The following is a 17,433-nucleotide window of genomic DNA, read 5'->3' as shown; positions in this document are numbered from 1 at the left end:
ACCCGTCGTCCTCATTTCACTCGTTGGCTTTATTACTTAACGAACTGACGCTACAGAAAACCGCCACAGCGCTTTTTTGTAGCAAACAATACCCTCAAGACTCAGGCTGTTGCGCTAAGGCCCACTGCACATGCTCCCTGACCAATTCTGACGGATGATTCATCCTCGATTGCAGCGCCGCCCTCACCTGCTCGCTGGCTGGCGCATTGCCGAGCGCCACGGCGATGTTGCGCAGCCATTGCTCGTGACCGATGCGGTAAATGGCGCTGCCTGCAAAACGCTCCGTGAACTGCGCCTCATCCCATGCGAACAACTCCGCAAGCCCCACATCATCCAGATGGTGCCGGATGGCGAAATCAGCCTCCACGGTCATCTTGGCAAACCGATTCCACGGGCAGGCCAACTGGCAATCGTCACAGCCGTAAATCCGGTTGCCCAGCAGCGGGCGAAACTCGGTCGGGATGGGGCCCTTGAGTTCAATCGTGAGATAAGAAATGCAGCGCCGCGCATCCAGCCGATACGGCGCGATAATCGCCTGTGTCGGGCAAATCCGCATGCACGCATCGCAACTTCCGCAATGCGCGGCGACCGGCGCATCCACAGGCAAAGGCAGATTCAGATAAATTTCCCCGAGGAAAAACCAGGACCCCTGATCGCGCGTCAGCAGCAGCGTATGCTTACCACGCCAGCCTAAACCTGACTTATCGGCTAGCGCCACTTCCATCACCGGCGCACTGTCGGTAAACACCCGTCCGTCGAATTCTGCGACTTCACCGCGGATTTTGTCGGCCAGCAACGCTAAACGCTTGCGCAACACCTTATGATAATCGCGCCCCAAGGCATAACGCGAAATGTAGGCACGCTCCCCCTGCCCCAGCACCTCGAAACCCTCGCGCGCCTCATCTGGCCAATAGTTCATCCGCAAACTGATCACGCGCACCGTACCCGGCACCAGATCAGCGGGCCGGCTGCGCTTGACGCCGTGTTTTGCCATATAATCCATTTCGCCGTGAAATCCCCGGGTGAGCCATGCCTCCAAGCCGGCTTCCGCACTGGACAAATCGACATCTGTAATGCCTGCGGCCTGAAACCCGAGCTCGTGCGCCCAGATGCGTATATTGCCGGCGAGTTGGTCATACTGCCCTGATTGAGGAATTCTATTTTGCATAAGCCCGATGATAGCCGAATTAACCTTGCCGATGAACCTGCAACACTGGCATTTGCAGCGCGTCTGGCCGCGCAATTACAGCCGGGCATGGTCATTCACCTGCAAGGTGATCTGGGCGCTGGCAAGACCTGTCTGGTACGCGGCATCTTAAACGCATTGGGCTATACCGGCCGTGTAAAAAGCCCGACCTACACGTTGCTGGAACCCTACCATGCCGGCGGACTGGACTTGCGCCACTTTGATCTGTATCGTTTGCAAGATGAGTATGAATGGGAAGCCGCAGGCTTCCGTGACGAATTTGACGGACACAATATTCTGCTGATCGAATGGCCGGAAAAAGCACCGGTGCCGCCCGCCGATCTGCTCATCGAACTGGAAATTCTGCCGCAAGGCCGCCTCGCACGACTCACAGGCAACACCGCAATGGGACACGCATGTTTAAAGCAGTTATAAATTCACGATTGCAATATTATGTACAAGGTCTGCTGACGGCTGCGTTCCTGCTGTGGCAAATTCCCGCACTCGCAGCCATCGACATCACCGCCACCCGTGTCTGGCCTGCACAGGACTACACCCGCCTGACGATAGAATCAAAGCAGGCGATCCGCCACACTATTTTTTCCGTGGAAAATCCTGATCGTTTGGTCGTCGATTTGGAAGATGTGGAGTTAGGCGACACACTCAAGCAACTCACCGGCAAACTCAGCCGCGATGACCCTTATATCAAAAGCGTGCGCGTCGCCCGCTTCAAACCCGGCATCGTACGTCTGGTGCTCGACTTGAAGGGCCAGGTCAAACCCCAGTTATTCGACCTCAATCCGGTAGGCGAATACGGCTACCGTCTGGTGCTCGATGTGTATCCGGCGGTCGCCACCGACCCGATGATGGCGCTGTTAGATCAAGCCCAGCCGGCTAGCCCCGCGGCCAAAACACCCGGAAACGTCGAACCGGAAGCCGCGCCACTTGCAAAACCCGTGCCTGAACTGCGCGCGCGCACCCTGATCATCGCCATTGATGCCGGACACGGTGGAGAAGATCCCGGCGCGCGGGGCGCGCGCGGTTCGCATGAGAAAGATGTCACGTTAGCCATTGCACGCCGCCTGTGCGCACTGGTCAATGAAACGCCCAACATGCGCGGCATCCTGATCCGCGATGGCGACTACTTCATCCCGCTGGGCGTTCGTGTCGTCAAGGCGCGCAAAGCACGCGCCGACCTGTTTGTCTCGATACACGCCGACGCCTTTATCAAGCCCGATGCGCACGGTTCATCGGTGTTCGCGCTCTCAGAACACGGCGCGACCAGTACCGCCGCACGCTGGCTGGCCAAGAAAGAAAATGAGGCCGACCTGATCGGCGGCATCAACATTGCTGTCAAAGACCCCTATCTGGCCCGAACCCTGCTAGACTTATCACAGACCGCAACAATCAGCGACAGCCTGCGTCTGGCAAAACACGTACTGGGCGAATTGAACGACATCAATGACTTACACAGCGGCCATGTGGAGCAAGCCGGATTTGCGGTACTAAAATCACCGGATATTCCTTCGATCCTGGTGGAAACGGCCTTTATCAGCAACCCCGGCGAAGAAGCAAAACTGAACGATGAGAACTATCAGACCAAACTAGCCAATGCAGTACTGGGTGGCATTAAACGCTACTTCGCCCAAAATCCTGCATTATCCAGACACAACATTGCACAGTTGACGAGGATGACAGCGCCATGAATCAGCGATTACTCAGAATACTAGGTGGCAGAACCGAACACTATCCCTATGCGCTGGAGAGCAAATACCCGCGCATTCTGGAAGCGATTATGTCGCTTTGGGACGACGAGGGAATTGACGGCTATTTCATGGAACTGATGGTCAGCGATCGGGGCGACCGCGCAGGCTTTCCCCCTGAGATTGCCGCCGAAATCATGCACCTGAGTCTGGTTCATGCCGCACAGGAAGCGCCCGACAAACACAGGGACATCTGGGCGGCCGCCTCCGGATCCTTTGTCAACTTCAACGCCAATCCATCGACCGATTGGACAGCCCCAGAGCAAAGAATCAAGGCTGAACTCTCTAAACTCAATGTTATTTGTACGCCGGAAGGTTTTTTTTCCGCTGCAGAAACAGGAATCCGCGCAGCTGTTGCGCTGTTCATCGAAGCCAACAGCAACATAGAAATTCGCGACAATCGCGGCTGGACCCTGTTAATGACGGCCGCCTTCAACGGACATGCAGAGATCGTCGGGCTGTTAACCGGGCATGACGCTGATGTGAATGCACTCGATCTGGGCGGCAACAGCGCGTTGCACTGGGCCGCTTTTGGCGGACATACCGCCTGTGCCAGACTTTTGCTTGAGCACCACGCAAAAATTAATGTCCAGAATAATTTCGGCTGGACCGCACTAATGCAGGCGGCTGCGCGCAATCATCCTGAAGTCGTCGAGTTACTGATTGAATGTGGTGCAAATCTCGACAATCCGGCCAATGACGGCTACACCGCGCTGCATAAAGCCGCAGCATCGGGCTATTTTGAAATCGTCCGATTGCTGCTCAACCGAGGCGCAGACCGGTCTCTCAAAACGCGCGAGGGCGACACCGCTGAAAAACTTGCCATCAAAAACAAACAGGAAGAAGTTCTAACGCTGTTCAGGGCCTGATCGGAAGATCAGGCAGTTTGGTAGAGCAGATTTTCAGGATCCAGTGCGCGACCACGAACAGCAGCCTCAGCGAAAGCGGCCTCATCGCCCAGCGTTTTGACTTGTTGCACGATGCGCTCAAAACTTTGCAGATCGCCGCGTTTTTCGTAGATTCCCAGCAACGCCTGATAACCATATAGGTTTTTCGGATTCGCCTCGATTGCCTGATTCAATGAAGCTTCAGCCAACTGATCATTACCCGCGCGCAAATGCCGATTGGCTTCCATCAGGATCGCGTATTCTGGCGGTACGGCGCGTTCGGCATACGCGGGCGTCTCTATCGTTTTTTCCCCGACGATTATTTTTTCAAACGTGAGGGACACAGGATGTTCAAGTGTGGCGGAGGGCAACTCCTCAGCCACAATAGCATGTGAAGTAAAGGGTGCATGAGCGGTTGGGAACGGCATCGTTGCATCAGGCGGCTCGGGTTTAATGAGCAGCGGACGATATTCCTGAACCTCAGCTTCCGCAACAGGTGCTGTTTCTTCATGCACCTCGTCGAACGGACCGCGTTGCCAGTGCATGCGCCGGAATTTAAAATGCCAGACAGCACCCCCTATCCCGGCCAAAATCAGCACAGCGATGGTCAACACCATATTCAACCCGTTGTTTGCTGCAGGCTGCGTTTTGGCAACTTGCACTACCGGTGCTTCGACCGGAATTTCGACAGACGCGCCAACGAGCGGAGCAACGGCCTCGACCGACGATGGGTTTGCCAGTGCCCGCTTATCCTGCAGGGATTTGATCACCGTCTGCATTTCACCGATTTGCAGGTTCAGTTCCTGCAGCGCTTTTTCCTTGGCAATCAGCTCCTCTTGCAACGCATCGCGACTGTCAGCCTGAGCCGGATCATAGCTCGAAATGGAGAGTGACATGGCGAGTTTCAGCTGGTGCTTGCTACGCACGGCGACATCGGGCTTTTTACGCTTTTTGACCTGACGAACACGGGCTTTAACCGGCGTCACTTCTGCCTTGACGGGGGCGACTCGGGACGTGTCTGAAGACGGCGACGCAAGTGGCAGCTGATACTCTGAAAATTCAGCGGGAGGGTCGAGCAAAAAAGTGTAAGCCTTGAACAGTTTTCCGGCAGGGGATGACACTTCAACCAGTAAATTGATAAAAGGATCATCCAGCGGATACGAAGTCGAGACGCGGACGAAAGGCAGCATAGCGCCGGATTCGTTGACAAGCGCAAAGCGAAACTTATGACTTTCAGGATATTGCATCCCGAGCTTCCGGTAGTCATCCGCTCCGGCTAAACGAATTTTCAACTGCTGCACATCCACATCGCTCAGATCAGCGAAAGCAATTCTTGCGTTGAGCGGCTGCCCCAGACTGCTGGCCACCTGCAAGTCGCCCATCACCAGCGCCTGTGTATTAACAGTGGCGAAAAGCAGGCAGAGCAGAAAAACAGCTTTTATATAGCGCGCAGCCTCGATTTTCATTACCAATACGCACAGAAATATTTCGGACGCACGATTGTAACCATATTCGCGCTGCTTGTGGCTAAATCAGGCCGGAAACACGCCCGTTGAGAGGTATCTGTCGCCCCGGTCACAGACAATAAAGGCAATAACCGCATTTTCAACCTGCGCCGAAATACGCAAGGCAACCGACAAGGCCCCGCCGGATGAAATGCCGCAGAATATCCCCTCTTCTGCCGCCAGACGTCGTGTCATATTTTCCGCAGCCGCCTGACTCACAAGCTCAATACGATCGATATTTTTTCCATCGTATATTTGCGGCAAATAAGCTTGCGGCCACTTACGGATACCGGGAATCTGCGCGCCCTCTTCCGGCTGTACGCCGACAATCTGAATAGCAGAGTTCTGCTCCTTGAAAAATCGCGCACAGCCCATGATGGTGCCGGTCGTCCCCATGCTGCTGACAAAATGAGTCAGCGCCCCCCCCGTGTCGCGCCAGATCTCGGGCGCCGTTCCCTCGTAATGCGCGAGTGGATTATCCGGATTGGCGAACTGATCGAGAATAATGCCCCGCCCTGCGCGCCTCATCGCTTCAGCGGTATCGCGCGCGAGCTCCATACTGCCGGCCTTGTCAGTCAAAATCAGTTCTGCGCCGTAAGCGCGCATGCTCTGGCGACGCTCGACGCTCTGATTCTCGGGCATCACAAGGATCATCTTGTAGCCGCGCATGGCCGCCGCCATCGCCAGTGCAATCCCCGTATTGCCGCTGGTCGCCTCGATCAGCGTATCGCCGGGCTTGATTTCACCGCGCCGCTCGGCGTGCAAGATCATCGACAGGGCAGGACGGTCTTTCACCGATCCCGCAGGATTATTGCCTTCGAGTTTGGCCAGCAGTACATTGCCAGAATTACCCGGGATACGTTTGAGTCGCACAAGCGGCGTGTTACCGACAAAGTTTTCTATAGAGGGGTACATCATACGGCCCTGATATTGGGTAGGTTTGCAATAATAACTGCGAGTGAAACGGTGAACTTGACGGAGCGTATATCAAGCGCGAGTGTAAACCAGCTCATTTTAGTCAACAGGCGAAAATCTTGCCACATCGCGCCCCTGATGTTCTACAAGCTCAAAAAACACCGTCTTCGGGCGAGCCCAGACAGCGCCATCCGCCACGGACCGATAGATCACCAGAAGCACATCCGGATTCGCCTCAAGCCGCGCCTCGCAGACTATTTCGTAGATACCGCCCTTGTAGTGTTGATATTTCATTCTGTTCAGTATGACAGGGAACATGATAGTGATAGCCCAAATGGGATAAAGGGCTATTTATTTCCGGGACCGCACTCCGGCTATCCGTGCTGTTGCCCGGCAAGTTCCTTCAAAAAATCGGCAATATCCCATTCGCAACCTCCACAACCGGAAAGTGCGCCAGTCCATCTGGAAATAGCATGCATATCCATGCCTTGCTCGAACAGACTTTGAATATGCCCCCGGCGCGTGCCACTGCAATGACACATGACACTACCCGCCACCTCTGCACTCTGCCTATTCATCGATGTCCATTCCTAGCGGCGGCTCAGCCAGCCACATTATAAAATCTAAAATATGACGATAATCAGTTCAATCACATGCCTTTATTTCTCAATAAAACGGGCAATCCTGAAAAATACGGCAGCGCTTACTCAGTCAAGGCTTTATAAATATAGTTCTTCAGTAACAACTCAAGCTCGCGACTAATGTCTAAAAATTCGATTCCACACATCACCGAATCCGGAGTGTCATCCACCCTGACACTTTTAATGATCGACTTTAAATTGAAAACGCTATTTTCCTCATTGATGTTCATCCGGCAATAAACCTCAATCACATCCCCTACCGCACCAAAAGATTTTTTAGAATAGACAAGCGCACCGGCATGGCTCACGTCCAAAATTTTTGCAATGAACGGTTTTATTCCCGTCGATTCGATGAGGCAATCGTTACCCATCAAATGATAACGGTGCGTGAGTCGCAATTTTTTAACCTCCGCAGCAGGAAGTTCGCTAGGTTCAACATCCATAAAATTCGCTCTGTGTAATTTACGCGCTATAAACCCGCAATATTATATCAATCCGTCTTTTTCGTTCATCAAAATATGCATTTCAGCACCGATTGCGAAGCAAATAATAACGGACTTGTTCAAGCGAACCCCCGTCAGCTGCACTGCCACTTCTGCATCGCACAAAATAGGGATTGTCTGCGCAGCTAACTTATTGATTGAAAAGTGGAGTTATTTTTCGAATATTTTATTGCCAAAATCTTCAGAACACATATTGACTTTTCTACATTACCCACAAATCCAGACGCCATATAGGCTGGCGTCACACGCGCACTCGCATCCACTTCAGACTTACGATAACATATTGTTTATAAATAACTATTTATAATTACAAAAAACAGGCAGCCTGTTAAAAACCCTTGCAGAATGGCAGTTTAGCGGCTTAACCGGCCACATTATCCACAGAGTTATCCACAGAAATTGTGGATGAAACAAAAATATTCTTTAGGAACGAGGGGTTGGCACAGGATTGTGTTAAGTATTATGCAATAACCGACACGGATAGTATGGATTGGCACGGTAAAGTCGGACGTGCAATTGATTCATCGCACCCAACCTCCCGATGCAGGAGAGGCATCAAAACCGGACTGACAAATTAACGACGCGCACTATTAAGACTGCGCAATATGCATAGACGTTGCTGCTCTCTGCGCGCTGCAACCATCTGTTCTCTGGCATCCATCTCGGGCACGGCATTACGGGAAATTTCTGCGGAGCTATCATCGCTCGAATTTTTGAATTGCATGTCTGCGTTACTCATGATGAACCGCCTTTCAGTACGCTAAGTTTATGAAGCACTGAGTTGATTAACGGCAGCTAACGGATGATCATTAGGCCTTTTTTTGCAATTCCAGCAACGCGTGCAAGCGACAGAAGAAAGCAGGATCGCTCAGCGGTTGCGAAAAAACCAGAATTGCTCGAACAGACATTGCGTAACCGTGTCACCCGTTACCATCAATTCCTGTTTGATAAACTGTTTTCGGCGCAAGCCGCCGTGGCTAATCAGCGAACTTTCCCTATGCACAGTCATACGGCGTGTTCTTTAACAGGGGATTCGCTGCGCGCTTCGAGTACGGCAGCCGACAAGATAAGCCCCCCCCCGATAGCTTCCTGTAAAGACAGCTGTTCAGCGCCGATCAGCATGGCAGAGAACACGCCGACAACCAGTTCCGTCAGCAGCAGAATGGCGGCACGGCCTGCATCCAGACGAGCGACGCCGTAAAACGTGGCGAGCGTGCCGGGGAGTATCCAAAGCAGCCCAATAGCGACCAAGCCCCAGACGTGCAGGGCGGTGAGTGCGGGAAACGGTTGCGGGTTACAGAGCATAAAACCTAACGAAATCACTGCACACCCGGCAAATACGGCTAAGGCTCTGATCAATTCGGGCAAACCGTGTCCTGCGCGAATGGCGACGTTATTGAGCGCGAAGGCAAGGCCTGACGAAAGTGCCAGCAGGTCAATGGCAGATAGCGGGGCCGCGAATACCGCCGGGCCGCCCAGTGTCGCAAATAATCCTGCGAGTGCCAGCATTAATGCGAACAGGCGCAACCGGGTAAAGGCTTCGCCTAAAAAAATTCGCGCGGCGATGATGGTCCAGACCGGTGCCAGATAGAATAGCAACATCACCCGAACCACACTGCCTTCTGCCAGCGAGGTGGCAAAAGAGGCATTGGCCCAGCCCCCCAACAGGGCGATGAGCAGCAGCAAACCGGACTGAGTGCGCCAGACCGACAGACGACGCCAGACGAATGGCAACAGCACCAGTGCCGACAGGCTGTACGCGAAGACCTGCACAAATCCGCTATGAATACCCGCCGCATCGAATGCTTTGAGCGGCCACCAGAACAGCCCCCAGATCACCGAACCTGCGAGCAATACCGGGATAGCCCTACCCTTTTCAGGCCGGAGGAAAATTGTGCGAATTGCCATAAAATTATGAACCATCTCCGTGCGTTCAATATCAGAAAATACCGTTATTCCTGCAGGTGCAGGAATAACGGTTTAGCAGGATGAAAATGATTTATTTCGCCAAGGCTTTGACAAAACGATCATCAAGGGTGGCGGGGATAGCCACGGTTTTCTTGATCTGACCGCTCTTCAGCAGGAGGGTATTGATGACATCTCCGCTGACAAAATATGACTTGGTGTCACGGCCCTGCGCGAACGGTTTTTGCATTTCACTGAACGGAATGTTGTAAACCCCTTTGAGTTGCTCTAGCACTTCCTTGCCTGACACCCCGATGGCCTTGCCGATAATGGCTGCCGACTCTGCAGGCTTGGCCTGCATGTAGGCCAGACCATCCAGATAAGCCCTCATCAAGCTAGTAATTTCACGGCCATTCTTCTGGATATGCGCCCCATCGAACACCAGCACGTCAGCGATCAGACCGGGTGCTTCTTTGGACGAATAGATCACATGGAATTTTTTGCCGCCCTCCATCGCCAGTATTTGCGACACATTAGGCTCATAAGTCACCCCCACCTGAACCGCACCGGAGGCCATCGCAGAAGGAATCGCCTCAGGCGTCATGTTGACAGGACTGATGTCCTTGTCGGTCATACCGTTACTCTTAAGGGCGTACGAGATCAGAAAATCTGAAGGCGACAGCGGTGCATAAGCAACTTTTTTTCCTTTTAAATCGCTGATTTTGCTAATGCCTTTGCCCGCCAGCACCGCGTCTCCGCCATTGGAATAGTCAATCGGCATCACGACCTTGAAATCCTGCCCTTGAGCGACCGCGCCGATCACCTGATCATAGGTCATCAAGGCGCCATCAACGGCTTTGCTGGCCATTGCCGAAGGCAACATGGCAGGATCAGCAAAGGTTTGCAGCGTCACTTTCAGGTCGTACTTTTTATACAGGTCGCGGCCCTCGGCCACGTAGAACGGGGCGTATCCGATCCAGGTCGTCAGACCCAGCTTAACCGGTGTGACGGCGAAGGCTGAAACCGAAGCCGACAGTAACGCGGCTGATACGATAAATTTTTTGATTTGCATTTTGCGACTCCTTACTTGGTTGATGAAAATGATGGTGAATCGAACTACCCTACGTTAAAACCTAATGAAATCGGCTGATTTTGCTGGCGATCATTTATTCAAGCTCAGCCTCCAATCCTGAAAGTGAGTTGTTTCGGTCTGGCCCATCCATGAATTAATCTCCCATAAATCGGCGACCGCTTGCTGCGTGAACGGCAGGGTATGCAGGTAACCATCGGGTCCGAACTCGGGCGTCATCGTGGTGACTGAATATCCCGATTCCTGCTGTACCGTCCAGATCGCTTCCCAGCAGCGCTGGTGGGATGCCAGTGCGGTTGCATATTCGGGGGCGGCCGGATGCGGCACTTGCGGCCCCTGGTCGTAACCGACACGCGCGTGAATGTGATGCGCATGCCGGGCCACGTCGAGCACGACCTCCCAGTCCTGATCCAGTTGCCGCTCCATCACCACCACCCAGTGACTGAAATCGCAGGTGAGGCGCAGCTCAGGCAACCGCTGCAAGATTGCCTGCGTGATCCACGGATTGAACAGCGAACGACTGCGGTGCGTCTCGAAGCTGCAGGGAATGTTCATGCGCGCCGCGATTTCCTGCGCTTCAGCAAAGAAACGTACGCTTTGTTCCTGCGACCAGGCGTCATATCCGCCGATAATGGTGACTGAACGGGGTTCGAGCATTTGTCCCAACTGCAACTGGCGTGCGACATCGGCGACATGCTCCTCTACAGTGGCCTCACGACGCGGCACATAACCGCCCGCTGTGACAATTTCCTGTATGTATTCCAGCTGCCGGCTTTGCAAGGCATGCAACAATTCATCGCGATACGCCTGTGTTCCATCCGCGCCGCCTTCCAGTCCGGCAAAGCCCGCACCGACAGCTTGATCTGCTGCCGATATGATAGAACCCGTCCGTCCCCACAACGTTTTGAAGAGTTTGAGTTCCATTTATAAGCTGCCTTGATAAGCGCGCCAACCGCCGAAACGGCTAATATCCAGCGCGTCCTTGACTGCGTATGGCTCACAAACGAAGCCCAGAACCTGTTCTCCGTCAGCCAGCGTGAGCGTGCCGATACCCAGCGGCGCTGGGATGCCCGCAACGAAAGAACCCAATTCCCGTGCTGCCATCTCCCAGACTTCAACCTCTATCGCGCAGCCTGGCTCATCGGGCGCGACTCGTACCATGCCGGGCCGGTGCGGCGGGCCGCCGGGCAGCGCGTACAGCTTGTAATCCGCCGAACTTTGGGTACGTGCGACTCGATGTGCGCCGCGACTAGTCAATTGATGATTGAGCGGCAGTCCTGTCAAATGCGCGCCGCAAACGGCAATGCGAACGCGTCCGGCGGCAAGCTGCTGAGTTGGCGCTACGCCGCCCATCATTCGCCCGGCCAGATGCAGCAAAGGAATATCCTGATGCGCGGGCGCTGCCAGCGTGATGCCGAACGGCAGTCCGTCATCCTGAAAGCCTGCCGGTACGGCAACGGCGGCACAATCGAGGAGGTTCATGAAGTTAGTGTAATAGCCCAGATTCGCGTTCAGCCGGATCGGGTCAGCCAGCATTTCTTCGATGCGATAAATACTACCGGCGGTGGGCGTGAGCAGACAATCGATGCCCTCCCAGACCTTGTCGGCTTCACGGCGTAAGGCTTGCAGCTGGTAGATGCCGTTGTAGGCATCCGCCGCCGAGAATTGCTTTGCCCCGGCGATGATTTCGCGCACCACCGGATGAATCACATCGGCGCGGGCATCGAAAAAATCCGTGATCGCGGCATAGCGTTCCGCAACCCACGGCCCTTCGTACAACAAACGCGCCGATTGCAAAAAAGGTGAAAAATCAATTTCGACTGCCGTGCCGCCAAAGGCGGATAGCGTCTCGATACTGCGAGCAAACAAGGCCGCGGCATTCTGGTTGCCGAAGAACTGCAGCTGTTCGGCTAGCGGCACACCAAAACGAAAAGTGTCGGCGCGCCCGAAATCAAAGCCGTAGGTCTCTATCCGGCGCGAATAGACATCTTGATCGTCAAAGCTTGTCGCCACTGACAATACGCTTGCGGCATCCGCCGTATTTAAGGCAAACAGGGATACGCAATCGAGCGAGCGGCAGGCGGGCACCACCCCGCGTGTGGACAGCCAGCCGCGCGAAGGTTTTACCCCGACCAGATTGTTGAATGCGGCAGGCACCCGGCCCGACCCTGCGGTATCGGTACCCAGACTGAAACTAACCAAGCCCAGTGCCACCGCAACCGCCGAGCCTGAGCTTGAGCCGCCCGAGATGTAGTCCGGATGATAGGCATTACGGCATGCGCCATAGGGCGAGCGAGTGCCGTTCAGACCGGTAGCAAACTGATCGAGGTTAGTCTTACCGATCGGGATGGCCCCCGCATCGATCAGGCGCTGCACCACGCTGGCGTGCCGCTCAGGCTGGTAGGCATATTCCGCACAACCTGCCGTGGTGGGCGCGCCCGCCAGATCGATGTTGTCCTTGATGGCGAATGGAATGCCGTACAGCGGCAAGTCGGCAGGATCTTTGCCCTGCAGGGCAAGCACATAATCCCGTATCCGGGCTATCGGCAGTCGATGTATCCAGACATGATGAGGATCGTCACCGATACGGTGAAGAATATCCTCCATCACCGCCAGTGGATGCAGACTTCCCGCCAGATAACGCTGGCGCAGCGTATGGATGTCGAGACGGTCGTTCATGCGGCGACCTCGCTCTGGATCACCAGCAAATCCTGGCCTGCTGCGACCTGTCCGCCCGTGCGGCAATACAACTGCACAATCTCACCGTCGCAGGGGGAGACGACCGCGATTTCCATTTTCATCGATTCGATGACCACCAGCGTATCACCCGCCTTGACCTTGCTACCGACTTCAACCGGGATGGCCCATACGTTCCCTGCCACATGCGCGGTGACCGCACGGCTGCCCGGCGGCAGATCAAGTTCGCTGTCCGTCCCGGCCGCCGCTACAATGGTATCCGTTGCATATTCGGCCTGTCCGTTCGCTTTCCACATCTCGCGTTCTGCCGCGAACGCCGCGCGCTGTTTAAGGCGAAACGCGCTGATCGCGTCCTCGTTGGTTTGCAGATACTGGTTGTATTGCTTGAGACTGAACATCGTCTCCTCGATCTTGAGCTGGAAGCTGCCGGCTACAAAGTCTGCGCGCATCTTGATCAGATCCTGTTCAGGCACCGGATAAAAACGAATCTGATCAAAGAAGCGCAGCAACCACGGCTTACCCGCTTTAAAATCAGCCGTTTGTTTGTAACGATTCCACATCTGTATCGTGCGCCCGACGAACTGATAACCGCCGGGACCTTCCATGCCGTACACGCACATATAAGCGCCGCCGATGCCGACCGCATTTTCCGGTGTCCAAGTGCGTGCCGGGTTGTATTTGGTGGTGACCAACCGGTGGCGCGGATCAAGCGGAGTTGCGACCGGTGCGCCAAGATAGACATCCCCCAGCCCCATCACCAGATAGCTGGCCTCGAATACGATGTTTCTAACCGTTTCAATATCTTCTATCCCATTGATTCTTCTTATAAATTCAATATTACTTGGACACCATGGCGCATCTTTGCGTACCGATTGCATGTATTTTTCAATCGCAAGCTTTGTGGAAGGGTCGTCCCACGACAACGGAAGATGCACGATACGGGTCGGCACTTGCATGTCCTCAATCGGCGGCAATTGCGTCTCCGCTGTAATCAAGGCTTGCAGCAGCCGCTCACGCGACAAAATGCGGCCGTCGAAATGAACCTGCAATGAACGCATGCCGGGGGTCAGATCGAGGATGCCCGCTAACTTGCCATCGTCCATGACCTGCTGCACCCATTGCATCAGCGCATGCACGCGGAAACGCAAGTTGATATCGAGCACCAGCGGGCCATATTCAATCAGCAGATTACGGTCGCCGGACTGACGATAAACCACCTGCACCTGATCGCCGCTTGCCGGAATACTATGTACGACAGGGCTTGCCATTGCATCCGTTGCGGGCCGCTGCGCAGTTGCTTCAGGCAGGCGTAAATGCTCGATGGCCTCATCTTGCCTGCGTTCCAACTCATAGGCCTGCGAGATCGTCATACCACTGAAACGGATACTATCGCCCGGTCTGAGTTGTCCCATTTTCCACAATTCAGCTTGAACGATGGTCACAGGACACACAAAGCCGCCTAAGCTTGGGCCATCCGGGCCCAGAATCACCGGCATATCGCCGGTAAAATCCACCGCGCCGATGGCATAGGCGTTGTCGTGAATATTAGACGGATGCAGCCCCGCCTCGCCGCCATCCTGCCGCGCCCATTCGGGCTTAGGACCAATCAGACGCACACCGGTTCGACTGGAGTTGTAATGCACTTCCCAGTCGGTGGCAAAGAAGGTCTCGATATCGGCTGGCGTGAAGAAATCCGGTGCGCCGTGCGGGCCGTACAGCACGCCGATTTCCCATTGTCGGGAGTAAGCCGGAATCAAATCAGCGGGCAGCGTTTGTTCTGTGCAGGCGGCTGTGACGGCGCCCAGATGCAGGACATCGCCGGTACGCAAGGTGCGCCCGCCGTGTCCGCCAAATTGTCCCAGCGTAAAGGTCGCCTTGCTGCCCAGATAATCCGGCACATCAAAACCGCCGGCAACCGTCAGGTAGCTGCGGCAACCGCCCCCCTCCACCGATCCCAGACGCAGTATGCTGCCGGCCTTGATGACATGACTACGCCAGAACGGCAGCGGTTCGCCATCGAGTTCAGCTGACATCAAAGCCCCGGTGAGCGCAATCACCGTATCGCTATTAAAGCGCAAGGTCGGGCCTGCGACCGTCAGCTCAAGACCTGCCGCGTCCGCTGCATTGCCCAGCAATCGATTCGCCATCCGAAAAGCCAGTGCATCCATCGGGCCTGACGGCGGCACACCGATGTTCCAGTAACCGGTACGGCCCGGGTAATCTTGCACGGTGCTTTGTACGCCGGGTTCGAGCACATCGATCGTGTGCGGGTGATAATGAAAACCATTCAGATAACGCGTGGTCTGCAAGCCATTGCTGAACACCGCGTCGCAGACGATCTGGCGCAGATAATCCAGATTGCTCTCGATGCCGTCGACGCGGGTATCGGCCAGCGCGTGACGCATTTTTTCCAGCGCCGCGACACGATTGTCGGCGGTGACGATAATTTTGGCGATCATCGGGTCGTAATAGGGTGGAATCTCACTGCCGCGCTCCACCCAGGTCTCAATCCGTGCCGCTCCGGAGAATTCGACGCCACTCAGCACGCCGCTGGAGGGCTGAAAGTTCTTGTTAGGATCTTCCGCATACAGGCGCACCTGCATCGCGGCGCCCGCCGGTTTAACCTTTAATGATGCAAGCGGGGGTAATTCTCCTGCGGCCTGCAGCACCATCCACTCGACCAGATCGACGCCGGTGACCTGTTCGGTGACGCCGTGTTCGACTTGCAACCGGGTATTCACTTCGAGGAAATAAAATTCACCGTTGTTCGCATCGAATACGAATTCCACCGTACCCGCCGACTGGTACTGAACGGCAACCCCCAGCCGCACCGCCGTTGCCAGCAGATGTTGCCTGACCTCGGGCGTCAAATTAGGGGCAGGCGTCTCTTCGATCACTTTCTGGTTGCGACGCTGTACCGAACAATCGCGCTCGCCCAAATCGATCACACAGCCACGGCCGTCACCGAACAGCTGCACTTCAATATGGCGCGCGTGCTCGACATATTTTTCCAGATAGATGCCGGCATCCTTGAAATTGGCGCGCGCCAGTCTCTCCACCGACTGGAAGGCCTCATTCAATTCATCCGAACTCCAGCACAGACGCATGCCGATGCCACCGCCGCCCGCGGTGCTTTTGATCATCACCGGATAGCCGATGCGTGCCGCCTCGGCGTGTGCATGGCCCGCATCGATGAGCAGACCGCTGCCCGGCAGCAAGGGCACACCATTTTGTTGAGCCAGCTCGCGTGCGGTGTGTTTTAAACCAAAGCGGCGCATCTGATCAGGGGTCGGGCCGATGAACACCACACCCGCTTCAGCACATTGCTCGGCAAAGGATGCATTTTCCGAGAGAAACCCGTAACCCGGATGGATCGCCTGTGCGCCGGTTTCAAGCGCGACTTCAAGGATGCGATCGCCGCGCAAATAACTCTCAGTGGCGGGGGCCGCACCGATGCAGACGGCTTCATCCGCCATCTGCACATGCAGCGATTGCGCATCGGCTTCGGAGTAAACCGCCACGGACTGAATCCCCATCCGCTTCAGTGTGCGGATGATGCGGCAGGCGATCACACCGCGATTTGCTATCAAAACTTTATTAAACATGGCTCACCCCATTTGCAGGTCGTCCTGCATGGTTGTCATGCATCCGGTCGTCCGGACGCGTTCGTTAATGGCTGACAGCATCCCAAACCAGCAAACGCACCGGTGTCGGGTTATAGGCATTGCACGGATTGTTCAATTGCGGGCAGTTCGAGATCAGTATCGTCACGTCCATCTCCGCGCGCATCTCGACATATTTTCCGGGTGCCGAAATACCGTCGGCAAAGGTCAATTCGCCCTGCGGAGTGACCGGCACATTCATGAAAAAATTGACATTGGCGGTCAGATCGCGCTTGCCCAGTTGTATGTTTCCCGGGCCGCAATCGCAATTCCCCAGCGCGTGCAGAAAACTGTCGCGGCAGCTATGCATATACTTCTTGTCGATGGCATAGCGCACGCTGTTGCTTTCCGCCGCACAGGCGCCCCCCAGCGTGTCGTGACGTCCACAGGTGTCAGCAACAATGGTCATCAGCACGCGGCCCTCAGTCGACATCAATCGCGTGCCGGCACTCAAATACAAATTAGACTGCTCACGAATGGTGTCCACCGCGCTGTAACGCTCTTCCGGGTTGCGCGCGTTGTAGAACAAGGTATCCACGGCCTGATTGCCTTCCAGATCCAAAATGCGGAACAGCTGCCCGCGTTTAACTTCATGCAGCCATGACTCGCCTGCCGGCAGTATCAGGTCATAGCATGCCTGTTCGAGTGTCAGTTTGCTTTCAACGATAGTCATGTGATT

At 55.0% G+C, this 17,433-nt stretch carries 17 protein-coding genes; 3 read left to right on the top strand and 14 right to left on the bottom strand.

Translation table 11 applies throughout. From position 1 onward, the window contains the following. Window positions 1–94: 94 nt before the first annotated feature. Complete coding sequence (gene queG / locus GALF_RS03990; RefSeq protein WP_013292773.1) at window positions 95–1,168, bottom strand: tRNA epoxyqueuosine(34) reductase QueG; 1,074 nt, start codon at window positions 1,166–1,168, stop codon at window positions 95–97. Here queG and tsaE point away from each other — a divergent pair. The 3 genes from tsaE to GALF_RS14815 are packed head-to-tail and all read left to right on the top strand — an operon-like array spanning window position 1,163 to window position 3,818. Next, entirely contained in the window at window positions 1,163–1,621 is a 459-nt protein-coding gene (gene tsaE, locus GALF_RS03985; RefSeq protein WP_041937956.1) for a tRNA (adenosine(37)-N6)-threonylcarbamoyltransferase complex ATPase subunit type 1 TsaE, read from the top strand. The genes queG and tsaE overlap by 6 nt on opposite strands. Next, complete coding sequence (locus GALF_RS03980; RefSeq protein WP_013292771.1) at window positions 1,603–2,892, top strand: N-acetylmuramoyl-L-alanine amidase; 1,290 nt, start codon at window positions 1,603–1,605, stop codon at window positions 2,890–2,892. The genes tsaE and GALF_RS03980 overlap by 19 nt, the downstream gene beginning before the upstream one ends. Then, window positions 2,889–3,818, top strand: a complete 930-nt coding sequence (locus GALF_RS14815; RefSeq protein WP_013292770.1) for an ankyrin repeat domain-containing protein — start codon at window positions 2,889–2,891, stop codon at window positions 3,816–3,818. The genes GALF_RS03980 and GALF_RS14815 overlap by 4 nt, the downstream gene beginning before the upstream one ends. Before the next feature lie 8 nt (window positions 3,819–3,826). Here the strand turns inward: GALF_RS14815 and GALF_RS03970 are convergent, their stop codons facing one another. The 13 genes from GALF_RS03970 to GALF_RS03925 form a co-directional block, all read right to left on the bottom strand. Further along, on the bottom strand, window positions 3,827–5,302 hold the full coding sequence (locus GALF_RS03970) for a type IV pilus assembly protein FimV (protein WP_013292769.1): 1,476 nt from the start codon (window positions 5,300–5,302) through the stop codon (window positions 3,827–3,829). Window positions 5,303–5,368: 66 nt separating this feature from the next. Next, the gene (gene cysM / locus GALF_RS03965) at window positions 5,369–6,256 is read right to left on the bottom strand and encodes a cysteine synthase CysM (RefSeq protein ID WP_223293747.1); all 888 of its coding nucleotides are present in this window, start codon (window positions 6,254–6,256) and stop codon (window positions 5,369–5,371) included. Between the two features lie 99 nt (window positions 6,257–6,355). Further along, a complete protein-coding gene (locus tag GALF_RS03960; RefSeq protein WP_041937955.1) occupies window positions 6,356–6,550 on the bottom strand; it encodes a DUF1653 domain-containing protein in 195 nt (64 codons plus the stop codon). 80 nt (window positions 6,551–6,630) lie between these two features. Beyond that, complete coding sequence (locus GALF_RS15230) at window positions 6,631–6,834, bottom strand: (2Fe-2S)-binding protein (RefSeq protein WP_013292766.1); 204 nt, start codon at window positions 6,832–6,834, stop codon at window positions 6,631–6,633. A gap of 125 nt (window positions 6,835–6,959) precedes the next feature. Next, window positions 6,960–7,340 carry a PilZ domain-containing protein gene (locus GALF_RS03955; RefSeq protein ID WP_013292765.1) on the bottom strand — a complete coding sequence of 127 codons (381 nt, stop codon included), beginning with the start codon at window positions 7,338–7,340 and terminating at the stop codon, window positions 6,960–6,962. Between the two features lie 634 nt (window positions 7,341–7,974). Next, window positions 7,975–8,139 (bottom strand): hypothetical protein, encoded by a 165-nt coding sequence (locus GALF_RS15660; RefSeq protein WP_013292764.1) that lies wholly within the window; start codon window positions 8,137–8,139, stop codon window positions 7,975–7,977. A 129-nt stretch (window positions 8,140–8,268) separates the two neighbouring features. Then, window positions 8,269–8,409 carry a hypothetical protein gene (locus GALF_RS15655; protein ID WP_013292763.1) on the bottom strand — a complete coding sequence of 47 codons (141 nt, stop codon included), beginning with the start codon at window positions 8,407–8,409 and terminating at the stop codon, window positions 8,269–8,271. Beyond that, window positions 8,406–9,308 carry a DMT family transporter gene (locus tag GALF_RS03950; RefSeq protein ID WP_223293727.1) on the bottom strand — a complete coding sequence of 301 codons (903 nt, stop codon included), beginning with the start codon at window positions 9,306–9,308 and terminating at the stop codon, window positions 8,406–8,408. Before GALF_RS03950 ends, GALF_RS15655 begins: the two co-directional genes overlap by 4 nt. 91 nt (window positions 9,309–9,399) lie before the next feature. Beyond that, on the bottom strand, window positions 9,400–10,377 hold the full coding sequence (locus GALF_RS03945) for an ABC transporter substrate-binding protein (RefSeq protein WP_013292761.1): 978 nt from the start codon (window positions 10,375–10,377) through the stop codon (window positions 9,400–9,402). A gap of 90 nt (window positions 10,378–10,467) precedes the next feature. Beyond that, window positions 10,468–11,319: a sugar phosphate isomerase/epimerase family protein gene (locus tag GALF_RS03940; protein ID WP_013292760.1), complete on the bottom strand. Its 852-nt coding sequence runs from the start codon at window positions 11,317–11,319 to the stop codon at window positions 10,468–10,470. Beyond that, entirely contained in the window at window positions 11,320–13,074 is a 1,755-nt protein-coding gene (atzF, locus tag GALF_RS03935) for an allophanate hydrolase (protein WP_013292759.1), read from the bottom strand. After that, window positions 13,071–16,697 carry an urea carboxylase gene (uca, locus tag GALF_RS03930; protein WP_013292758.1) on the bottom strand — a complete coding sequence of 1,209 codons (3,627 nt, stop codon included), beginning with the start codon at window positions 16,695–16,697 and terminating at the stop codon, window positions 13,071–13,073. The genes atzF and uca overlap by 4 nt, the downstream gene beginning before the upstream one ends. Before the next feature lie 64 nt (window positions 16,698–16,761). Next, window positions 16,762–17,427 (bottom strand): urea amidolyase associated protein UAAP2, encoded by a 666-nt coding sequence (locus GALF_RS03925; RefSeq protein ID WP_013292757.1) that lies wholly within the window; start codon window positions 17,425–17,427, stop codon window positions 16,762–16,764. Window positions 17,428–17,433 lie beyond the last annotated feature (6 nt).

The sequence above is a fragment of the Gallionella capsiferriformans ES-2 genome (assembly GCF_000145255.1).
Lineage (GTDB): Bacteria > Pseudomonadota > Gammaproteobacteria > Burkholderiales > Gallionellaceae > Gallionella > Gallionella capsiferriformans.
This window is presented reverse-complemented; position numbering and strand designations above follow the sequence as displayed.

Coding starts and splice junctions, on each gene's coding strand:
- GALF_RS15660 (WP_013292764.1), bottom strand. CDS start 8,139: ATGAGTAACGCAGACATGCAATTCAAAAATTCGAGCGATGATAGCTCC.
- GALF_RS03960 (WP_041937955.1), bottom strand. CDS start 6,550: ATGAAATATCAACACTACAAGGGCGGTATCTACGAAATAGTCTGCGAG.
- GALF_RS03945 (WP_013292761.1), bottom strand. CDS start 10,377: ATGCAAATCAAAAAATTTATCGTATCAGCCGCGTTACTGTCGGCTTCG.
- GALF_RS03950 (WP_223293727.1), bottom strand. CDS start 9,308: ATGGCAATTCGCACAATTTTCCTCCGGCCTGAAAAGGGTAGGGCTATC.
- GALF_RS03970 (WP_013292769.1), bottom strand. CDS start 5,302: ATGAAAATCGAGGCTGCGCGCTATATAAAAGCTGTTTTTCTGCTCTGC.
- GALF_RS03940 (WP_013292760.1), bottom strand. CDS start 11,319: ATGGAACTCAAACTCTTCAAAACGTTGTGGGGACGGACGGGTTCTATC.
- GALF_RS03955 (WP_013292765.1), bottom strand. CDS start 7,340: ATGGATGTTGAACCTAGCGAACTTCCTGCTGCGGAGGTTAAAAAATTG.
- GALF_RS03925 (WP_013292757.1), bottom strand. CDS start 17,427: ATGACTATCGTTGAAAGCAAACTGACACTCGAACAGGCATGCTATGAC.
- uca (WP_013292758.1), bottom strand. CDS start 16,697: ATGTTTAATAAAGTTTTGATAGCAAATCGCGGTGTGATCGCCTGCCGC.
- atzF (WP_013292759.1), bottom strand. CDS start 13,074: ATGAACGACCGTCTCGACATCCATACGCTGCGCCAGCGTTATCTGGCG.
- queG (WP_013292773.1), bottom strand. CDS start 1,168: ATGCAAAATAGAATTCCTCAATCAGGGCAGTATGACCAACTCGCCGGC.
- GALF_RS14815 (WP_013292770.1), top strand. CDS start 2,889: ATGAATCAGCGATTACTCAGAATACTAGGTGGCAGAACCGAACACTAT.
- GALF_RS03980 (WP_013292771.1), top strand. CDS start 1,603: ATGTTTAAAGCAGTTATAAATTCACGATTGCAATATTATGTACAAGGT.
- GALF_RS15230 (WP_013292766.1), bottom strand. CDS start 6,834: ATGAATAGGCAGAGTGCAGAGGTGGCGGGTAGTGTCATGTGTCATTGC.
- GALF_RS15655 (WP_013292763.1), bottom strand. CDS start 8,409: ATGACTGTGCATAGGGAAAGTTCGCTGATTAGCCACGGCGGCTTGCGC.
- cysM (WP_223293747.1), bottom strand. CDS start 6,256: ATGTACCCCTCTATAGAAAACTTTGTCGGTAACACGCCGCTTGTGCGA.